At 56.1% G+C, this 20278-nt stretch carries 16 protein-coding genes and 1 pseudogene; 7 read left to right on the plus strand and 10 right to left on the minus strand.

Going from position 1 to position 20278, the window contains the following annotated elements; all coding sequences use genetic code 11:
* Window positions 1-78 precede the first annotated feature (78 nt).
* A complete protein-coding gene (locus EL098_RS19735; RefSeq protein ID WP_126357736.1) occupies window positions 79-450 on the plus strand; it encodes a DUF805 domain-containing protein in 372 nt (123 codons plus the stop codon).
* Between the two features lie 51 nt (window positions 451-501).
* On the opposite strand, the gene mpl is transcribed toward EL098_RS19735, so the two are convergent.
* Window positions 502-1887, minus strand: coding sequence for a UDP-N-acetylmuramate:L-alanyl-gamma-D-glutamyl-meso-diaminopimelate ligase (mpl, locus tag EL098_RS19740; protein ID WP_126357737.1), 1386 nt, complete (start codon window positions 1885-1887; stop codon window positions 502-504).
* A 172-nt stretch (window positions 1888-2059) separates the two neighbouring features.
* Between mpl and fbp the strand changes: the two genes are divergently transcribed.
* A complete protein-coding gene (gene fbp / locus EL098_RS19750; protein ID WP_045781160.1) occupies window positions 2060-3058 on the plus strand; it encodes a class 1 fructose-bisphosphatase in 999 nt (332 codons plus the stop codon).
* A gap of 51 nt (window positions 3059-3109) precedes the next feature.
* Here fbp and EL098_RS19755 read toward each other — a convergent pair whose 3' ends face one another.
* Entirely contained in the window at window positions 3110-4663 is a 1554-nt protein-coding gene (locus tag EL098_RS19755; protein WP_126357738.1) for a methyl-accepting chemotaxis protein, read from the minus strand.
* Between the two features lie 283 nt (window positions 4664-4946).
* On the opposite strand from EL098_RS19755, the gene ppa reads away from it, so the two are divergent.
* The gene (ppa, locus tag EL098_RS19760) at window positions 4947-5477 is read left to right on the plus strand and encodes an inorganic diphosphatase (RefSeq protein WP_008460444.1); all 531 of its coding nucleotides are present in this window, start codon (window positions 4947-4949) and stop codon (window positions 5475-5477) included.
* A gap of 121 nt (window positions 5478-5598) precedes the next feature.
* Here ppa and EL098_RS19765 read toward each other — a convergent pair whose 3' ends face one another.
* The 3 genes and pseudogenes from EL098_RS19765 to tamA form a co-directional block, all read right to left on the minus strand.
* Window positions 5599-5943, minus strand: coding sequence for a gamma-glutamylcyclotransferase family protein (locus EL098_RS19765; protein WP_126357739.1), 345 nt, complete (start codon window positions 5941-5943; stop codon window positions 5599-5601).
* A 2-nt stretch (window positions 5944-5945) separates the two neighbouring features.
* Complete coding sequence (gene tamB, locus EL098_RS19770) at window positions 5946-9722, minus strand: autotransporter assembly complex protein TamB (RefSeq protein ID WP_126357740.1); 3777 nt, start codon at window positions 9720-9722, stop codon at window positions 5946-5948.
* A pseudogene (gene tamA, locus EL098_RS19775) lies at window positions 9719-11454 on the minus strand (autotransporter assembly complex protein TamA). The gene tamB and the pseudogene tamA overlap by 4 nt, the downstream one beginning before the upstream one ends.
* Window positions 11455-11668: 214 nt before the next feature.
* On the opposite strand from tamA, the gene msrA reads away from it, so the two are divergent.
* On the plus strand, window positions 11669-12304 hold the full coding sequence (msrA, locus tag EL098_RS19780) for a peptide-methionine (S)-S-oxide reductase MsrA (protein WP_126357741.1): 636 nt from the start codon (window positions 11669-11671) through the stop codon (window positions 12302-12304).
* A 47-nt stretch (window positions 12305-12351) separates the two neighbouring features.
* On the opposite strand, the gene EL098_RS23700 is transcribed toward msrA, so the two are convergent.
* The 3 genes from EL098_RS23700 to EL098_RS19790 form a co-directional block, all read right to left on the minus strand.
* Entirely contained in the window at window positions 12352-12474 is a 123-nt protein-coding gene (locus EL098_RS23700) for a hypothetical protein (protein WP_269462191.1), read from the minus strand.
* 31 nt (window positions 12475-12505) lie between these two features.
* Entirely contained in the window at window positions 12506-12943 is a 438-nt protein-coding gene (locus tag EL098_RS19785) for a hypothetical protein (protein ID WP_126357742.1), read from the minus strand.
* Between the two features lie 331 nt (window positions 12944-13274).
* Complete coding sequence (locus EL098_RS19790; protein ID WP_126357743.1) at window positions 13275-14603, minus strand: hypothetical protein; 1329 nt, start codon at window positions 14601-14603, stop codon at window positions 13275-13277.
* A 316-nt stretch (window positions 14604-14919) separates the two neighbouring features.
* Here EL098_RS19790 and EL098_RS19795 point away from each other — a divergent pair, with 316 nt between their 5' ends.
* Window positions 14920-16257, plus strand: a complete 1338-nt coding sequence (locus tag EL098_RS19795) for a hemolysin family protein (protein WP_126357744.1) — start codon at window positions 14920-14922, stop codon at window positions 16255-16257.
* A 62-nt stretch (window positions 16258-16319) separates the two neighbouring features.
* On the opposite strand, the gene EL098_RS19800 is transcribed toward EL098_RS19795, so the two are convergent.
* Window positions 16320-16526, minus strand: coding sequence for a DUF1107 domain-containing protein (locus EL098_RS19800; protein WP_126357745.1), 207 nt, complete (start codon window positions 16524-16526; stop codon window positions 16320-16322).
* Between the two features lie 325 nt (window positions 16527-16851).
* On the opposite strand from EL098_RS19800, the gene EL098_RS19805 reads away from it, so the two are divergent.
* Window positions 16852-17409 (plus strand): YtfJ family protein, encoded by a 558-nt coding sequence (locus tag EL098_RS19805; protein ID WP_126357746.1) that lies wholly within the window; start codon window positions 16852-16854, stop codon window positions 17407-17409.
* Here the strand turns inward: EL098_RS19805 and cysQ are convergent.
* Window positions 17399-18145 (minus strand): 3'(2'),5'-bisphosphate nucleotidase CysQ, encoded by a 747-nt coding sequence (cysQ, locus tag EL098_RS19810; protein ID WP_126357747.1) that lies wholly within the window; start codon window positions 18143-18145, stop codon window positions 17399-17401. The two genes, EL098_RS19805 and cysQ, sit on opposite strands and share 11 nt — an antisense overlap.
* A gap of 201 nt (window positions 18146-18346) precedes the next feature.
* Here cysQ and EL098_RS19815 point away from each other — a divergent pair, with 201 nt between their 5' ends.
* The gene (locus EL098_RS19815) at window positions 18347-20278 is read left to right on the plus strand and encodes a bifunctional 2',3'-cyclic-nucleotide 2'-phosphodiesterase/3'-nucleotidase (RefSeq protein ID WP_126357748.1); all 1932 of its coding nucleotides are present in this window, start codon (window positions 18347-18349) and stop codon (window positions 20276-20278) included.

Raw genomic sequence — 20278 nt, forward strand, 5'->3', positions numbered from 1 at the left:
GGCCAATGTATTCGCGTCTATCCTTGAATCGATCGCTTACCGTTGAGGTGATTGTCGGATAATCAAGGCAGGGCTTAAATGGATTGGTATTTCAAAGTATTAAGCAATTATATTGGGTTTGGCGGACGGGCGCGCCGCAAAGAGTACTGGATGTTCCATCTGGTGAATTTCGTTCTGGCGGCGGTGCTAAGCGTGCTGGATAAGATGCTTGGGCTGCACATTTATAAAGATGAAGGGGCGTTTACCACGATTTATAGCGTTCTGATTTTCCTGCCGCTCTGGGCAGTGCAGTTCCGTCGCCTGCATGACACCGATCGCTCTGCCTGGTGGCTGCTGCTGCTGTTAATCCCGATTGTTGGCTGGCTGATCATTCTGGCGTTCAACTGCCAGGACGGCACGCCTGCCATCAACCGTTACGGGCCAGATCCTAAAGCTCCGGAACTCTACTAAAGAAAAAGGGCGTACCCTGAGGTGCGCCCTTTTTGTATCCGGCTGACTCGCTTAAAAAGCGTTTTCGTTCTGCTGTTTAGCTTTCTTCGCCAGGCCATCCAGCAGCTTCTGATGAATACCGCCGAAACCGCCGTTGCTCATGACCAGAATGTGGTCGCCCGGCTGCGCCGTTTTCACCACCATCTCCGCCAGCGTATCCACATCCGCGCTCCAGTAAGCTGGCTGCACGCAGGCTTCGGCGACTTCCGCTACCTGCCAGGGAATATGCTGCGGCTGGAGCAGGAAAACTTCATCCGCGCGCCCAAGCGACGGGGCGAGATCGTCTTTGCAGATCCCCATTTTCATGGTGTTAGAGCGGGGCTCCAGCACGGCCAGGATGCGGGCGGTGCCGCCCACTTTACCGCGCAGGGCGGCCAGCGTTGCCAGGATCGCCGTCGGGTGATGCGCGAAGTCGTCGTAAACCGTTACGCCATTCGCTTCGCCGCGCAGTTCAAGACGGCGGCGGGCGTTGACAAAGCTCCCCAGCGCCTGGGCGGCGTCAGCCGGGGTCACACCAACATGGCGGGCGGCGGCAATCGCCATCAGGCCGTTGTGCATGTTGTGTTCGCCCACTAGCTGCCAGTTCACGGTGCCCACGCACTCCCCGTCGAGATAAACTTCCCACTGGGAAGCGTCGGTCGTGAGCTTTTTGGCCTGCCAGTGGCCCTGCTCACCGACCAGCTCCTGCTCGCTCCAGCAGCCCATCGCCAGCGTTTGCTTAAGGTTAGCGTCGTTTTCCGGCCAGATAATTTTGCCCTGGCCCGGAACGATGCGCACCAGGTGGTGGAACTGCTTCTGAATAGCTTTCAGGTCGTCAAAGATATCGGCGTGATCGAACTCAAGGTTGTTGAGGATCAGCGTTCTTGGGCAGTAATGCACAAATTTGGAACGCTTGTCGAAGAACGCACAGTCATATTCATCGGCTTCAATCACGAAGAAGGGGCTGTCGCCCAGGCGAGCGGAAACGTCAAAGTTGCCCGGAACGCCGCCAATAACAAAGCCTGGCTTATAGCCGCAGGCTTCAAGAATCCAGGTGGCCATGCCGGCCGTCGTGGTTTTGCCGTGCGTCCCCGCAACCGCAATCACCCAGCGATCGCGCAGCACAAAATCGTGCAGCCACTGAGGGCCGGACATATACGGAATGCCCTGCTCCAGCACGGCTTCCACGCACGGGTTTCCGCGCGTCATCGCGTTGCCGATAATCACCAGATCCGGGTGCGAAGCCAGCTGGCTGGCGTCATAACCTTCAATTAGCGAGATACCCTGTTCTTCAAGCAGCGTGCTCATCGGCGGGTAAACGTTGGCGTCGGAGCCGGTCACTTCATGCCCTAAAGAGCGTGCCAGCATCGCCAGACCGCCCATAAAGGTGCCACAGATCCCTAGAATATGAATGCGCATAGGAATTTCCTTTCTTGGTTTGGCGCACATTCTAACCGCATGGCTCCGGGGACGAAACGCATTTCAGGATATTCCTTATCTTGCTGGCGCGATTCACCTGTGCGCGACTTTTTGAAAGTTTGTTAAGATTGTTGCGATCGCTTTATCCAACATATGATGCAGGGAAAGTGTTATGAAAACGTTAGGTGAATTTATTGTCGAAAAGCAGCATGAGTTCTCTCATGCTACCGGTGAGCTCACGGCTTTACTGTCGGCAATAAAGCTGGGCGCTAAAATCATCCACCGCGATATCAACAAGGCCGGACTGGTCGATATCCTGGGGGCGAGCGGTGCCGAAAACGTGCAGGGCGAAGAGCAGCAGAAGCTCGACCTGTTTGCGAACGAAAAACTCAAGGCAGCGCTGAAAGCGCGCGGCATTGTGGCCGGTATCGCCTCCGAAGAAGAAGACGAGATCGTGGTCTTTGAAGGCGCTGAGCAGGCCAAATATGTCGTGCTGATGGACCCGCTTGACGGCTCTTCTAACATCGATGTCAACGTCTCCGTTGGCACCATCTTCTCTATCTACCGCCGCATTACGCCGGTCGGCACGCCGGTCACCGAGGAGGATTTCCTCCAGCCGGGCAATCAGCAGGTTGCCGCAGGCTATGTGGTTTACGGTTCATCGACCATGCTGGTTTACACCACCGGCTGCGGCGTGCACGCCTTCACCTACGACCCTTCTCTCGGCGTGTTCTGCCTGAGCCAGGAGCGTATGCGCTTCCCGGAGAGAGGCAACACTTACTCCATCAACGAAGGCAACTACATTAAGTTCCCGAACGGCGTGAAGAAGTACATTAAGTTCTGCCAGGAAGAAGATACCGCCAGCAAGCGCCCGTACACCTCGCGCTATATTGGCTCCCTGGTGGCGGACTTCCACCGTAACCTGCTGAAGGGCGGAATTTATCTCTACCCAAGTACCGCAAGCCACCCGGAAGGTAAGCTGCGTTTGCTGTATGAAGGTAACCCGATGGCGTTCCTGGCGGAACAGGCCGGCGGTAAGGCCAGCGACGGTAAAGAGAGAATTCTGGATATCATCCCAACCACCCTGCATCAGCGCCGCCCGTTCTTCGTCGGCACTAAGCATATGGTCGATGACGTTGAGCGTTTTATTCGCGAATACCCGGACGCCTGATTTATCAGCCTGACACGCCTCTCCTTTAAAGGGAGAGGCGTTACGCCAGCCTTAATAGCGGAACGAGGCCATAGCGGCCACCAGCTGCTGAGACTGCTCTTCCAGCGAATGTGTCGCGGCGGTAGACTGCTCGACTAATGCCGCATTCTGCTGCGCCGCCTCATCCATCTGGCTTACCGCAATATTCACCTGCTCGATACCGTGGCTCTGTTCGTTAGAGGCATTGGCAATCTCCCGAACCAGCTTAGTCATGCGCATAATTTCTTCGGCAATTTCATCCATGGTTTCCCCGGCCTGCTGCGCCAGCTCGCCGCCCTCGCCCACGTGGGTCTGAGAGGCGGTAATTAGCGTGCGGATCTCTTTCGCCGCTTCGGCGCTGCGGCTTGCCAGAGTGCGAACTTCACCGGCCACCACGGCAAAACCACGCCCCTGCTCACCCGCACGGGCCGCTTCAACAGAGGCGTTAAGCGCCAGGATATTGGTCTGGAAAGCGATACCGTCGATAACGCTGAGGATGTCAGCGATACGCCCTGCGCTGCCGGAAATGTCGCGCATTTTTTCAATCACGTAGCAAACCATTTCGCTGCCGCGATCGGCGGTATCGGAGACCACTTTCGCCAGCTTGTGGGCCTGCTCGGCGTTGTCGGCGTTTTGTTTTACCGTCGCGGTAATCTGCTCCATGCTTGCCGCCGTTTCCTCCAGCGACGTTGCCGTAGCTTCCGTGCGCTGGGAGAGATTGAGGTTGCCTGCAGCCAGTTCACGGCTGCCGGTATCAATCTGGGAAGAGGCATCACGAACGCGGCTTACCGAGTCTACCAGCGACGTTCGCATCGCCACAATCGCGCTGGCCAGACGGCCAAATTCATTATTGCCCGTTTGCGGCAGCGGCTGGGTTAAGTCCCCTTCGGCCACATACTCCAGCTGATGAATGGCCTCATCCAGCGGCTTCAGCAGCAGGTGACGCAGCGCCAGCCAGACCAGCACAATAATCGCGGCGGTCAGCAGCGCGGCGAGAATAATAAAGCCGAGGACAATTTTTTTGTGCAGCTGAACGGCAGCGACTTCGCTGTTACCCCGGATTTCCCCCCAGCGCTGGAACGCCTGGACGTCATTATCAAACTTCAATCCTAACGGGATCAGACTTTTTTCCAGCAGATCGTAATAGTCATCCGGGCTTTGTTTCTGCAGCGCGGCCAGCATCGGGGTAATCCCCTGCGCCTGATAGGCGCCAAAGCTTTGCGCAAGGCTGGCAAGCAGGGCGTTGCCCTGGTCGTCATTCACGCCGCTGTCGATAACGGATTTGAGGTTTTGCTGCGCCAGGCTAACTTCTCCGGCGATGTTTTTCGTGGCTTTTGTTGCATCGTCCAGCATGCCGATTTCCATCTGGCGTACCGCCTGGCTGGCCCCGTTGCGGGCACGAAGCAGCAGAATATAACCATCGCTAAGGCGCACCATTTGCTCCCCCTGAAGGCGGTTAATACGCTCCAGAGAAGAGGAACTTTGCTGCAAGGCATAAATGCCGATGCCGCTTACAACCAACAGCAGGAACGTCATAACCGCTAACAGCGTCAGCAGCCCCGTGCGAATCGACAAATTTCTCAACATGCTTAATTCCCGGTTTAACGATGGCGAATGAATAGAGTCGTCTGCGTGTTATCGGCAATTTTCGGAAAATGTTTAACCAGTTTGCGTTATTGATGCTCGTTAAGTGCTTGTTGCGGTAGTGTTTGCCCCAGCCGTGGCCAATAGGTTATTTGACGCGGGGCAGACCTGAAAAGGAGGGTTTAGGCGCTCAGAAGGGCAACTGTCCAAAAACAGCAAAAGACATTTAACCGCAGTTGGCTATAATATCGGGCACTTGAAATACACCAGGTTAAAGGAAACAGACATGAGCTTACTCAACGTCCCAGCGGGTAAAGATCTGCCGGAAGATATCTACGTTGTTATCGAAATCCCTGCTAACGCTGACCCAATCAAATACGAAGTAGACAAAGAGAGCGGCGCGCTGTTTGTTGACCGTTTCATGTCCACTGCGATGTTCTATCCGTGCAACTACGGCTACATCAACCACACCCTGTCTCTGGACGGTGACCCGGTTGACGTACTGGTCCCAACGCCGTACCCACTGGAGCCAGGTAGCGTGATCCGTTGCCGTCCAGTTGGCGTTCTGAAAATGACCGATGAGTCTGGCGAAGATGCGAAGCTGGTTGCCGTTCCGCACACCAAACTGAGCAAAGAGTACGATCACATTAAAGACGTGAACGACCTGCCAGAACTGCTGAAAGCGCAGATCACTCACTTCTTCGAGCACTACAAAGATCTCGAGAAAGGCAAATGGGTGAAAGTTGACGGCTGGGACAACGCCGAAGCGGCTAAAGCTGAAATCATCGCCTCTTTCGAACGCGCTGCTAAGAAGTAAGTTAGCCAGTCCGAAAGAAAAAACACCGCCTGAAGGCGGTGTTTTTGTTTCTGTCGCTCACCTCACCGGGTGGCGGGCAGGTAAAAGAGGACCACGTGTTGGCGTGGCCGCTTAGGTGTGCTTAGTGCTTTTCTCGATCCAGCCAGTTACCGCTATCGATGCGGGTTAACCCCTCCACCGGACGCTGGTAAACGTACATCCACGCGCCGCCGTAAGGCGTCTGAATCAGCTGACGGCTGTATTCACCCCCTTTGGTGCGCAGCGCGTCAAGCTCGGAAAGGGTGGAGGCATCTATCCGGTAGACTTCCCCCGAGACCACTCCCTCTCCCGGCACGGCGCCTGGATAATGCCCAAGGCTATACAACACGTAGTTTTCCTGCGTGTGGTCGCCCAGCCACTGGGCGTTAGTCATCCAGTGGCTGTTGCCTTGTTTGCGTCGTAAACTGCCGTAAACAAATATTCGCATTGCTAAAACTCAAACTGATAGAGCAGATCTAGTGCCTGATCTACGCCAGACACCGCTTCCAGATACAGCTTAGGCATCAGACGATAACGTAGCGTTAACGTCGCCAGAGAGTCAAAAATACCTACGCCATACTTAACCTGTAGACCCGGCAAGACATAGCCGCTCACCACCACCTGAGAGGAATCCCCTACCCCTGCGGTATCAAGCGCCAGATTGCTTACGCCAAACGTCTCGCCGATTTTACCCACAACCTGACCACTTTGTGCAACCCCCAGACCGACAAGCATTGAGGTCATCGCGTCGCCATCGTTGCCAGACGTACTCAAACCCTGGCCGCGAAGCAGGTAGGACAAGGCTTCCTGCTGCGACATCGCCGGGTCAGAGAATATCTCGGCTTTTGGCTCATCGGCCGGGCCGGTGACGCGCACGCCGGCCGTAACGTTGTTTTCGGTCGCGTCCGGGTTGCGAATAGCCTCAATATTCAGGTACGGGTTGTCCGGCGGGCCGGAGAACAGCAGATCGCCTTTACGGACGATAAGATCCTGACCGTAGGCGTGGAAACGCCCCTGAGGAATGCTTATCTGGCCGTTCAGCCCCAGCCCCTGTTTGTCCTGAACCATTTTCAGGTCACCCGTCAGGCGCGCCTTCAGGCCAAAGGCATTGAGCCGCACGTCGTTGCCAACGTGAATCGTCAAATTGCTGTTAACAGGGATCGCCGTGGATTTTGGATTGACCGGCTTGAGCTCTTTGTCCAGCATCACTTCGTCGCTGGAGACGCCGACGGCGCTTTCCGGCACGTCATGCACCACAATACGCGCCCACGGCACGTCCACGTTTCCGTTAAGAGTAAACAGGCTCGGCGTCGCCACAAACTCGATATCCGGCGAGACGTCCAGCCTCACCATCGGAGGGACAGTAATGCGCACCTTGCTGCCCTTCGCGGCAATGCGCGCGCGCCAGTTGTCGATCTGTGCCCAGTCGGCATCGCCGCTTAACACAATCTGCCCCTGTTTCGTCCGCACCACGCCCTGCAGCGTGGAGTTCATCCCGTTGAAGTTCATGGCAACCTGGCTCGGCTGCATATCGAACGGCATGAAGTTACCTTCGACATCGAGGCCGTTAAGCTGCATTTGACCGAACATCTGCGGCCGCTCGAGGTTCCCTCCCAGGCGCAGGTTAGCGTTCAGCGTGCCGTCCGCCTTTTCCCCCTTCGAGAAGATAGCGTTGACAATGGCCAGAGAGAAGTTGCGAACGTTAACGTTGCCGCCGAGGTTACGTCTCCCCTGCGGGTCAGTAATCTGAACCTGACCATCAAACTGCCCGTTATTCGCCACCTTCACCAGCCAGCCAAGCTGGGCGCGGTTATTGTTCAGGTCAGCATTGAGATTCAGCGTGTCGAAGGCTACCGGCAAAGTATTGCCGTTGACGGCCTGCGCCACCTTCACCCCGCGCCCGCTGAGCGTTACCTGGCCCTGAGGCAGGCCCCCGGCCTCGCTGTCCCAGCTTACGTCAGCCTTGCCGGTAAACACGCCGCTGGCCTGAGTATCCGCCGGCATAACCGGTTTGAGCATGGCCAGATCGAAGCGATTAAGGTTAACCACCGCGCGGCCTTTCGCTCCGGCGTCGATAGTTTGCGGCACGCAAAGCTCGGCGTTCGGGTTTACCCAGCAGTGCGGGCCAATGGCGATTTTCTGTTCTTTATTGCGGAAGTCCAGCGCCAGCTCACGGTTGAGCGCCCACGGTCCAACCGGCGTATCAAAGCGAGTATCGCTTAGCTTACCGCGCCAGCGCTCTTCATTGCGGTCAAAGCTGCCGCTCAGGTTAAGACGCCCGGAAACGGGCTCCCCCTGGATACGCAGCTGGAGCTGATGCTGTTTCTCATCCCCTTTAGCGTCCAGAGTGACGAGGTCAACATTTATGCCCGGCTGAGCGACGCGCTCAACGCGCAGGTTGAGGTTACCGGCGATTTGGTCGGCCGATTTCACGTCACCTTTCAGCAGCACGCGGGCAATCGTCAGTTCCTGCCAGCGCAGGCCGTTTGCCGTCAGGTCAGCCAGCATCTGCGGGGCTTTCACGTCACCGCGGATCTTCACGACGCCTTTCGCCGTACCGCCAAGCCCCGGCAGGGCGTTGTCCAGGTTCGGTGCATTAATGTTGGCGTCCAGGTTCAGCTCTTTCTCACCCAGCTCCCCTTTAACGTCCACGGTATTGCGGCCCAGCTCCAGATGCAGCCCCGGAACCTTCCACTGCATGTAATTGTTGCCCTGCAGGGTGCCCTGAACGTTGACCTTATTCTGCTTCACGTTACCGGCAAGCTTCAGCTCAGGAATATCCAGCTGCCAGCTTCCGCCATACAGGCTGCCGCGCGTTTTGATATTACCGTCAAGCTTTGCGGGCCAGTCAGGAAACTGTTTCGCGGTGTTGATCCCGGCAAGGGTTAACTCCCCGCGCCAGCTAATAGCTTTGCTCCAGTCCACCAGCGCTTTCAGGTCCGTGTTGCCCTGCAGCGCGGCAACCCGCAGCTTATCGAGGCTGAACTGCTGCTCGTTACCTTTACCGTCCAGCGTGATGGTGGCAGGCGGAACCTGATCGCCCTTCACGGCGGTGCTAAAGGCGAGCTTGTAGTCGGTTATTTTGCCGGTCAGGCGAAGCTTAAGATTATCGGCCTGATATTGCTTTTCGCCGGTCAGCGGCCAGTACAGCTGCTTACTGTCGAGCTCGACGTTCAGCGGTAACCCTGCCTCGGCCAGTCTGGCGTTAGCATTGAGCTGTAAGCCAACCGGTCCGGAAAGATTGACGCCCACTTTCAGCTCGTTCCGCAGCGCACCGCCAACCGTCATCTTCACCTTTTCGCCTTTCAGCGGATCGAGATTCAGCGTGCTGTTCAGCGTCAGATCTACCGGCCAGTTATCGCGCAGCTGTGCGCTGCCCGTGGCGTTCACCAGCCCCTGAGAGGAGTCCACATCCAGCGCATCCAGCTTCAGGTTACCGTCGATGCTGCTTACTTTGAGCAGCAGCGAGTTGACCGTCAGGTCGGTGTCGCCGGTCAGGCGCAGCCGCGCCCCGCGAAATTCCTGAATATTCAGATTTACCGGCAGGTTAACGTCGGTCATTTCCGGCAGCAGCGGCTTCTCAAACAACTTTTTCAGCGTTTCGCCCAGCGGCGCTTCTTCCGGCTGTGGGTTCTGGATCTTCGGCTCAACAATCTCTTCTTTTGCCACCTGCGCTGCCTTCGGCAGGGCAATCAGCAGGCCTTCCAGGTGGGTAGGCGTCAGCGTCAGGTTGCGCTGCTCCCAGCTCAGCCCGCTGGAGAAATCCATCACCGAAACGGTGGTGTCATCGATTTTCACGTTGACGTTGTTCAGCGCCACGCGGCTGAGAGTAATCGGATACGGCGTGGAGAGGTTCAGCGGACCGCTCTCCTCTTCCTGGACCGGCGCAGACGGCGGCATTTTCTTCGTGTCGACCGCGACATCCACCTCTTTCAGCGAGAAATCATCTACGCACAGGCTGCTGTGCCACAGGCAGTTAAGCTCGACGGCGAGATGAACCTCGCCAGCCCGTACCGCAACGCCCGGCTGCTCATAGCGCAGATTTTTTAGCGTGAGATTTCGCCACCCGCCCTCAACCTGAGCAATATTCAGCCCCGGCACCCAACGATTAGCGCCTTTAAACAACAGATGCAGGCCCGGCGTGGTGCCGACCAGCAAACCTACCGCCGCGATGAGCAGCACAATGACAGCCAGCACCGCGAGGCTTATTTTCTTCCAGCGACTCATAGTTCAGGCCCCAAACCGATGTAAAACTGTAATCCGTGCTCTTCCTTGTCACCTACCGGTACCGCAAAATCGAGCTTGATAGGCCCGACCGGGACTGCCAGCGCACGCCAACGCCCGCGCCGGTTTTGAAGTTGCTTCGTTTGATGTCGTTCACCGCTTCACCAGAGTCAACGAACGCCGCGCCCCACCATTTTCCGCTCACGTTGTACTGGTACTCCAGCGATCCGGTCGCCAGCTTCGAGGCGCCGGTTAGCTTGCCGTTGCTGTCTTCTGGCGAAATAGATTTGTATTTATAGCCGCGAATGCTGCGGTCACCCCCGGCGAAGAAGCGCAGGTCCGGCGGCACTTTTTTTAAAGTTATTGGTTTCTATCCACCCGAGGTTGCCGCGCACCACAAAGCGATGCTTCTCGTACAGCGAGCGGATCCAGACGTTTTGTGCCTGGAATACGCCGAAATCAACATCTGAGCCCCAGGTCGTATTGGAGACATCGATCGAATAGCGCTGAGAGTCGCCCCACGTGGGCATCAGGCCGCCGCGGGAGCGAGTACGGTTCAGGCTGACGCCGGATAAAGCAGCATCGTCGTGTTGGTGACGTCCGCCTGTGTAAAGTGGTCGAGGCTCCAGCGCAGGTTCACCGCACGCTGCCAGCCGCTCGACATATCCCAATAGCGGGAGAGCGCCACGGTGGTGGAGTCTGATTTGGTGTCGTTGAGATCGGTGCGCTTAAAACCGCCCTGCACCAGGTAATACTGCTCAAGAGGACTTTTTAACAGCGGCACTTTATAGCTGAAGTCGAGCGTCTGCTCAGGCCCGGAGAGGCTGGTGCTGGTCGTCAGGCTGTGGCCATAGGAGTTCATCCACGGCTTTTTCCAGCTCGCCTTTAAGCGCGGCCCAACGTCCGTGGAGTAACCCACACCGGTTTCAATGGTATTCTCGGTGCGCGGCGTCACCACGCCCTGCAGCGGCAGCACTTTCGTCTGGCGGGATTTTTCAAACTCGGGCGCCACCACGACGGAGTTAAACCAGCCCGTGGCCGACAGGCGACGGTTCAGCTCGGCCAGATCGCTTGACTGGTAATAGTCCCCCTGCTTAAAAGGCACCAGGTTTTGCAGGTACTCTTCGCGAATCTGCGACCCTTCAAAGGTCACCGCGCCAAAACGGTAGCGCTCGCCGCTGTCATAGTCGATATCCCAGAAAGCCTGGTGCCTCTCAAGAGAAACACCCAGCTGGCTTTTACGGAAATCGCTGTCGAAATAGCCTTTGCGCAGCGCAATGCCGGAGAGGCCTTTTTTAAAGTTATCGTAGTCCGCATGGTCAAGGACGGTGCCAATTTTTGGCCGCGTCGGCAGCAGCGCCAGATAGTCTTTATCGGTGCGCGCTCCGCCACGCAAAATCACGTCGGTGCCGCCAATCAAGATCGGCTGCCCGGCATCAACTTTAGCAAGCAGAACCTGGCGGCCCCCTTTTTGCGGAGGCGGCTGCAATGTGAAATTAATGGTTGGCTCGTAGTAGCCAAGCGCCTTAAGTCCCGCGCGAATCGCATCGTCGACGCGTGCCTGAAAGCGGCGATCCGGCGTCACTTCGTCGCTGCTAATGGTAGACAACTGCGCACGGACGTTTTTTTGCAGTTCGCCGCTGAGCCCCTCAACCTGCAAACGCACGCTCGCGGCGTTGGCCCATGCGCTCGCCACACACAGGCTTGTAATACATAAAGTACGGATTACTGGCACGCTTTCTCCTGAATATCCTTGTTTCCACCCCTGGAAGGAAACGTCGTTACCGCTCCGCGGATTAACAAAACCCTAACATTAAGGGTTGAAAATAACTCACTAGCCTAAATATTTCTTATATGTAATGTAGTCTCTAACCTGCGTGTATTGTCTGAAATTGCACGACTGATGACAACCGCTCGCTTTTTTGCCGATTTTCGGGAGATCCAACACCATGCCATTGTTCGAAAAAACTCACTCTGTGGCGCAGGCTGATGCCCTGCCAGGGCGCAATACGCCGATGCCGGTAGCCACGCTTCACGCGGTTAACGAACACTCAATGACCAATGTACCAGATGGGATGGAAGTCGCGCTCTTTGCGATGGGATGTTTCTGGGGCGTTGAGCGTTTGTACTGGGAAATTCCCGGGGTTTACAGCACGGCAGCGGGCTACAGCGGCGGCTATACGCCAAACCCAACCTACCGTGAAGTGTGCAGCGGTCAGACCGGCCACGCGGAAGCCGTGCGGGTGGTTTACGATCCGAAAGTGGTCAGCTACGGGCAGCTCCTGCAGGTGTTCTGGGAAAATCACGATCCGGCTCAGGGCATGCGCCAGGGCGGTGACGTCGGGACCCAGTATCGCTCCGCCATTTACCCGCTGACGCCGGAGCAGGATAAAGCCGCGCGCGCCAGCCTTGAGCGTTTCCAGGCTGCGATGGATGCGGCTGGCGATAAGCGTAAGGTCACGACAGAAATTGCCAACGCGGGCCCGTTCTATTACGCAGAAGACGACCACCAGCAGTATCTGTATAAAAATCCGCAAGGCTACTGCGGCATCGGCGGAATCGGGGTTTGCCTGCCGCCTCAGTAAGTTTTCTCATCAAAGCCAGTCAGCGACTGGCTTTATCTTTAGCGTTGTTAGCCAAAGCCGACCCAGGCCTTCTGATTATTCACATCAAGCGTCGCCGATGTATGCCCGTTCCCCAGGCTCGCCATGCTGATGTTGTCTGCCACCCCGTGCTTGTTTAGCGCGGCCAGCATCGCCCGCACATTACCGGCCGACCCCTGATCGTTAGCCCCCCACCAGAAATACCTCCGTTTTTCGTGCCGAAGGGTGTAAATGCCGGGACAGCATATCTTCCAGAGGAATGCCGCCGGAGCCACTGCGCTGCGGGTTATCCATATGTAACGCCAGGCTTTTCCCATCCTGCACGATCATCGCCGCCAGGCAGGGCGCCAGGTCGGTCGTGAACAGCGCGGTTTTTTGGCGAGGCGGCTGATGGATCACCTGGGCACGATTATTCCCCTGGGCAAAGAACTGCAATTTGTAGCCTTCATCGGCAAAGCGTTCGTGGGAGCGGCGAAACGGCACGCCGTGGTTTTCCTTATTCATCGCCAGCTGAAGGGTTTGCAGCGAACCTAGCTGCATAATCGCTTTGGCCGGAAAAGCCTGCAGCGGATTCCCCGTCAAATTCAGATGTTTGAGATGCGTCAGCGCCCCCCAGCGCATCAGGTAATGCCGTCAACCCACGCTCGCTTAGATCTAACGTCTCGTTATGGCACTGAAAATTATTCATTATTTCGCTGCACGCGGCGGCACGCGCCTTGCCCTCTTCTGGCGTAGGCGCAGCGGCGGCCCAATTTTTGAGATCGCCGTTAAGATCGCTTGCGTGCAGGCCGGGCGAAGCGGTTTTCACCGCTGCCGGAGCAGATGTATTGGCCAGAGACGACATCCCCGAAGGGCGTATCGTCGTAGAATTAATATGCATAATCAGACTCCGCGATAGACTGCCAGTATGTGGACTTAACGGACCCACCGGTTCCCCTGGCGAAGGCGATCTTTATGCCTGCCGCTCAGCCGCATTAAGGGAGGCGGCTGGCTGGCGATTTAAAGCGGCCTGGAGCTGATGCCCAACCCAGCCTGCGGCCGAGTTAATCGCCGCAGGAACCTTCTCCTGGAGCGTTTGCGTCATCTTGTCCGCTACCGCGTCTGCTACGATCTCTGCCGCCGGCACAGCAAAGAATACCGGCGCAGAGGCAACAACGTTTGCCGCATGGCTAATGGCGCTTATCGAGGCGGCGTTCATGCTGTGGCTGGCAAGCGCCACGCTAATGGCGCTGCGCAAAGCAATGACGCCAGCAAAACCGCCGGCAAGCATGGCGGTTTTCCCTAAGCCAGGCGCAGAAATGACGTTTGCCGCCGCTTTGAGGCTATCTGTCGCAATATCCAGGGGCAGCTTAGCTACCCGCTGGGCGGCATTTTTTAAGGTATGGCTCGCCACATGCGTATTTTTAAGCTCGGTAAATTTCTGCTGCCAGTCGTTGCGCCCCAGTAAATATTCCGGCCCCGTCCGCCCCTTATTTTCATCCACCGCATGAAGGATAGCGCTCATCGCGCCGCCGGCCACCAGGCCTCCCCCGGCAGAAAGCCAGGTATCGGCCTCTGCGGCCACTTTCGGCCCGGCAAAATACGTGAGCGTTGCAGCCGTAGCCAGCCGCGCCAGATTGCGTGCCGAATAGGTCTGGATAGCCAGCCCGGTTTCTGCCACCGTCGTCATCAGGTCAGGCTTTGTCTCTTTTACCGCTTCGCGCATCGTCGGGTGGAGGTCGCTGTCTTTAGCAGACAGCCAGGGGCTGGTCGCCGTTGCGCGATTAAGCAACGTAGTGCCGATAGTGTCGGCAATACTGGACTGCAGGCCGGCATGGAGGCCAATTTCTGCAGCCGTGTGGGCAAAAGCGCTTAGCATCGGCACTTTGTCGTAGGCGACGGATGCCACAGCAAACGGAATAGCCCTCACCGCGCCTCGCGCCACCTGCCCTAATCTGTCCAGCTGATGGCCTTTGGTTAGCACCGACTCAATGGAGGCCGGCGTTTCCCCCATTTTGTGCAGCTCGCGGGTTCTCGACTCAATCAGAGCGTGCATTTCCGCATGGTTATCACCGCTGGTATGCTTGCCAAACAGCGCGCCGAGCTTGTGATGAATAGCGGCCTCATTTGCCGAGCCATAAACGCTATCGCCGACAAAATGCAGGCTTTCGTGCGCGCTAACAGCGGCGGAAGTGGCGACAGAGGTGCTGGAAGCCATCGACGCAGGGCGGTGGCCGCCATGTTCCGGCAAGGGGGGAAGCTCCGCAGCATGCCTGTGCGCGGAAGTGACGGAATTGACCATGTGAACGCTCTCCTGATAGTGGGCTAACCAATCGGGTGAGTGGCCAAAAGAAGGAAAGAGTTCCAGGAGAGTGACAGGCAGATTCCACCGCAAGATAAGCCAAATGTTGGCACCCTTGAGCAAAAATCAGATGAAGAAAAATATCGCTTTCGGCCGGCTAAATAACCGCCTCTGGCAGCACCTCCCCTCCTTACGCTATACTACCCGTTGAATTTGCTGGCTCGTTCACAAAAGCGACCGGCAATTCTTGTGTATGACCCCTTTGATTTATCCACTTTTCCCTTCCGAGGACCTGGCCACAACAGCCAGATAAATTATGTTAAACAGTATTTTGATAATACTTATCCTTATTGCTATTAGTGCCTTTTTCTCAATCTCTGAGATCTCGCTTGCCGCCTCTCGTAAAATCAAACTGAAACTGTTGGCCGATGAAGGCAACGTCAACGCGCAGCGCGTCCTGAAGATGCAGGAAACGCCGGGCATGTTCTTTACCGTGGTGCAAATTGGGCTGAACGCCGTGGCTATTCTCGGCGGTATCGTCGGCGATGCGGCCTTCTCCCCGGCGTTTAAAATGCTGCTGGAGCGCTTTCTGTCCCCGGAGCTTGCCGACCAGCTCAGCTTTATTATCTCCTTCACCCTCGTCACCAGCCTGTTTATTCTGTTTGCAGACCTCACCCCGAAACGCATCGGTATGATTTCTCCCGAAACGGTTGCTTTGCGTATTATCAACCCGATGCGCTTCTGTCTGTTTATTTTCAGACCTCTGGTATGGTTCTTCAACGGCCTGGCGAACGTTATCTTCCGTATCTTCAAGCTGCCGATGGTGCGTAAAGACGACATCACGTCCGACGACGTTTATGCGGTGTTTGAAGCCGGTGCTCTGGCGGGCGTGCTGCGTAAGCAGGAGCACGAGCTGATTGAGAACGTGTTTGAGCTGGAATCCCGTACCGTGCCGTCATCGATGACCTCGCGCGAAAACGTGATTTGGTTCGACCTGCACGCCGACGAGCAAAGCCTGAAGTCCACCATCGCCGAACACCCGCACTCCAAGTTTCTGGTCTGTAATGGCGATATTGACCACGTGGTCGGCTACGTGGATTCCAAAGAGCTGCTGAACCGCGTGCTGGGCAACCAGAGTATGGCGCTTAACAGCGGCGTGCATCTGCGTAACGCCCTGATTGTGCCAGACACGTTGACGCTCTCCGAAGCGCTGGAGAGCTTTAAAACCGCCGGTGAAGACTTCGCGGTGATTATGAATGAATACGCGCTGGTGGTGGGCATCATCACCCTGAACGACGTGATGACCACGCTGATGGGCGACCTGGTCGGCCAGGGCATGGAAGAGCAAATCGTTGCCCGTGACGAAAATTCATGGCTGGTTGAAGGCGGTACGCCGATTGATGACGTCATGCGAGTGCTGGATATCGACGAATTCCCGCAGTCCGGCAACTACGAAACCATCGGCGGGTTCATGATGTTTATGCTGCGTAAGATCCCGAAACGTACCGACTCGGTGAAGTTCTCCGGCTACAAGTTCGAGGTGGTGGATATTGATAACTACCGCATCGACCAGCTGCTGGTCACGCGTATTGACAATAAGCCCGTGGCGTTGACGCCAAAGCTGCCTGACGGTGAAGAGCCGCAGGAGCAGTAAGCAAGCTCCAGAAACACTAACGGCCCCTTCAGGGGCCGTTTTATTTACTTTGCTTTATGGGCTTAACCCATATCCGCCTGCAAGCGCATAACCTGGCGGTTCACCTCGGACATCACCGAGTAGTGCTGCTTATCCTTAACCTTCGGGATAAGGATTTTGCCCTTATCAAATTCGAAAGCGCCAACGTCCTTAATATACAACCGTCCACGGAACAGGATCTTCACGTACTTCGCCACCTGAAGGGGGTTGTAACGTTGGAAAATTTTCATTGTTCTTTACTCCTGCATGTTAACGCCTCTGCGAGCTACATTTGGCTCGACAAAATGAGGCGAAAAAGTTTGGTGCACGAAAACTATAGTCCAGATATCGAAGGTCACCTAGTGTGTAGAAGTTTTTTTACTAAAAGATTACAAAGTTGCAGAACAATATATTTAATTGTAAAAAACGGCAGCGTAAGCCTTCAAATTTCAGGGTTATGTGCGTCAGCCCGCAAACTGGCATTTTCATTGCGGGACAGATGCTTATTCACCACATATGCTTAAATCATCGACTCAAGTGGTCGGATCACCTGCTAACAACAATAAGGAGTCACCTATGACGTTGCGCGGAACGCTGGCGCTGTCCCTTCTGCTGCTGCCGCTAATGGCCTCGGCCCACAACTTTGAAAACAACCAGCGGGTTTCCCCTATTGGCATTACCGATAAGGGCGAGCTGGTGCTGGATAACAATAAGTTTAGTTATAAAAACTGGAATAGCGCGCAGCTCCCCGGAAAAGTGAGAGTCCTGCAGCATATTGCCGGTCGTTCGAGCGCAAAAGAAGAAAATGCGGCGATGGTCGAGGCGATAAAAGCGGCGAAATTCCCGCACGATAAGTACCAGACCACGACTATCGTGAATACCGATGACGCTATCGTCGGTACCGGCATGTTCGTGCGCAGCAGCATTGAAAGCAATAAGAAAGAGTTTCCGTGGTCGCAGTTTATCGTCGACAGCAATGGCGTCGCGGCTAAAGCGTGGAAGCTGGAACAGGGCGGTTCGGCCATCGTGGTGCTGGATAAAGAAGGACGGGTGCAGTTCGCCAAAGATGGTCCGTTAACCCAGCAGGAAGTGCAGCAGGTGATTGGCCTGCTGCAGGGGCTGCTTAGTAAATAGAGACGCGGAAGCCGGGATTAAGGAACGACTCGCGCGGGGTATAGTCCAGCGGCTTGCCCTGCCAGTCGTGAACATGCGCCCCGGCGGCAACCGCCACGGCATGCCCTGCGGCGGTATCCCAAATGTTGGTCGGCCCAAAACGCGGGTAAAGCTGGGCCTGGCCGTCGGCCACCAGGCAGAACTTCAGCGATGAACCGATGGCCGTGGTCTGGTGCTCCCCCAGTTGCTGGAGATACTCTTTCAGCTCGCTGTCGCTGGCGGCGTGGGAACGGCTCACCACCACACGCGGTGGACGAGCGTCCCGCACGTGAATTTGGTTGCGAACGCCGCACTCTTCCTTCCAGGCCTTTCCTTCCGCCGCGCTGTACATGACCTTCAGCACAGGCGCGAACACCACGCCCATCACCGCCTTCCCGCCTTCGATAAGCGCGATATTCACCGTGAACTCGCCGTTACGCTTCAGAAACTCTTTGGTGCCGTCTAACGGGTCCACCAGCCAATAGCGCTGCCAGCTTTGACGGGTATCCCACGACTGAGGATCTTCTTCCGACAGAACGGGGATCTCCGGCGTCAGCGCATTCAGCCCTTTCAAAATAATATCGTGTGCGGCAAGATCTGCCGCCGTCACTGGGGAATCATCGATCTTATGAGTGGCTTCGAGCGGCTTCTCCCCCTCATAGACCTGCATAATCGCGGCCCCGGCCTCCCGGGCCAGCTGGCAAATTTGTTCTAACATTCTCCACCTCGTGTTGTGTCTCGGCGCTGCAACGAGCAATTAACCTATTGTTTTACTTATATCTCATTGCACCGCGATGCGCTATCTGTGAAGCATTTCCGGTTTAATGGCCTCATTTTCTGGCAGACTTCACAAAATTGTAAGCAACAGTCTGTATATACATTGCCCTTTGTGGCTTAGCTCAAAAAAGGATATTCCAACATGATTAAGTTTAGCGCAACGCTTCTGGCAACGCTGATTGCCGCCAGCGTTAATGCGGCCACCGTTGACCTGCGGATCATGGAAACGACCGATCTGCACAGCAATATGATGGACTTTGATTACTACAAAGATACGCCTACCGAAAAGTTCGGTCTGGTACGCACAGCAAGTTTAATCAATGCCGCCCGCGGCGAAGTCACCAACAGCGTGCTGGTAGATAACGGCGATATTATTCAGGGCAGCCCGCTGGGTGATTATGCGGCCGCAAAGGGCCTGAAGGCCGGGGAGATCCATCCGGTCTATAAGGCGCTGAATACGCTCGACTATACCGTCGGCAATCTCGGCAACCACGAATTCAACTACGGCCTCGACTTTCTGCATAAAGCCCTCGCAGGCGCGAAGTTCCCTTACGTTAACGCCAATATCATCGACGTGAAAACCCAGAAGCCGATGTTCACGCCGTATCTGATAAAAGAGACCGAAGTCAAAGACAAAGACGGCAAAACGCAGACGCTGCGCGTCGGCTACATCGGCTTCGTGCCGCCGCAAATCATGACCTGGGATAAAGCGAACCTGACCGGCAAAGTGACGGTCAACGACATTACCGAAACCGCACGGAAATATGTGCCGGAGATGCGCAAACAGGGCGCGGATGTGGTCGTGGTGATCGCCCACTCGGGGCTTTCCAGCGAGCCTTATCAGGCGATGGCGGAAAACTCAGTCTACTACCTCAGCCAGGTGCCTGGCGTGGACGCCATTATGTTTGGCCATGCCCATGCCGTGTTCCCGGGCAAAGACTTTGCCAATATTAAAGGGGCAGATATAGAAAAAGGGACGCTGAACGGCGTTCCGTCGGTAATGCCGGGCATGTGGGGAGATCACCTTGGCGTGGTCGACCTGGTGCTGAGCAACGACTCCGGCAGCTGGAAAGTGACCAGCGGAAAAGCCGAAGCGCGCCCAATTTATGACAGCGTGGCTAAGAAATCGCTGGCGGCAGAAGACGAGAAGCTGGTTAAGGTTCTGCTGGAGGACCACAAAGGAACCCGCGAATTTGTCAGCAAACCTGTCGGCAAGTCGGCAGACAACATGTACAGCTATCTGGCGCTGGTACAGGATGACCCAACCGTTCAGGTGGTGAATAACGCGCAGAAGGCCTACGTCGAGAAATTTATTCAGGGCGACCCCGACCTGGCGAAGCTGCCTGTGCTCTCCGCCGCAGCGCCGTTCAAAGTCGGTGGACGTAAAAACGACCCGGCGAGCTTCGTTGAAGTGGAAAAAGGCCAGCTCACCTTCCGCAACGCCGCAGACCTCTACCTCTACCCGAACACGCTGGTGGTGGTTAAAGCCACCGGCAAAGAAGTCAAAGAGTGGCTGGAATGCTCCGCCGGGCAGTTCAACCAGATTGACGTGAACAGCGCCAAACCACAGGAATTGATCAACTGGGACGGCTTCCGTACCTATAACTTCGACGTGATTGACGGCGTTAACTACCAGATCGACGTCAGCCAGCCGGCCCGCTACGACGGCGAATGCCAGATGGTGAACCCGAAGGCCGAACGCATCAAAGATTTGACCTTCAAGGGTAAACCTATCGACCCGAACGCGGTCTTCCTGGTCGCGACCAATAACTATCGCGCCTACGGCGGCAAGTTTGCCGGCACCGGGGACAGCCACATCGCCTTTGCTTCACCTGACGAGAACCGCGCGATACTGGCGAGCTGGATTAGCGCCCAGGGCGAAATTCACCCTGCCGCAGACAATAACTGGCGCCTGGCGCCGATAGCCAGCAAGCAGCCGCTGGATATCCGCTTTGAAACCTCGCCAACCGACAAAGCAGCCGCGTTTATCAAGCAAAAAGGGCAATACCCGATGAAAAAAGTCGCTAACGACGACATCGGCTTTGCCGTCTACCAGCTAGATTTAAGCAACTAG

The organism is Cedecea lapagei, assembly GCF_900635955.1.
GTDB lineage: Bacteria > Pseudomonadota > Gammaproteobacteria > Enterobacterales > Enterobacteriaceae > Cedecea > Cedecea lapagei.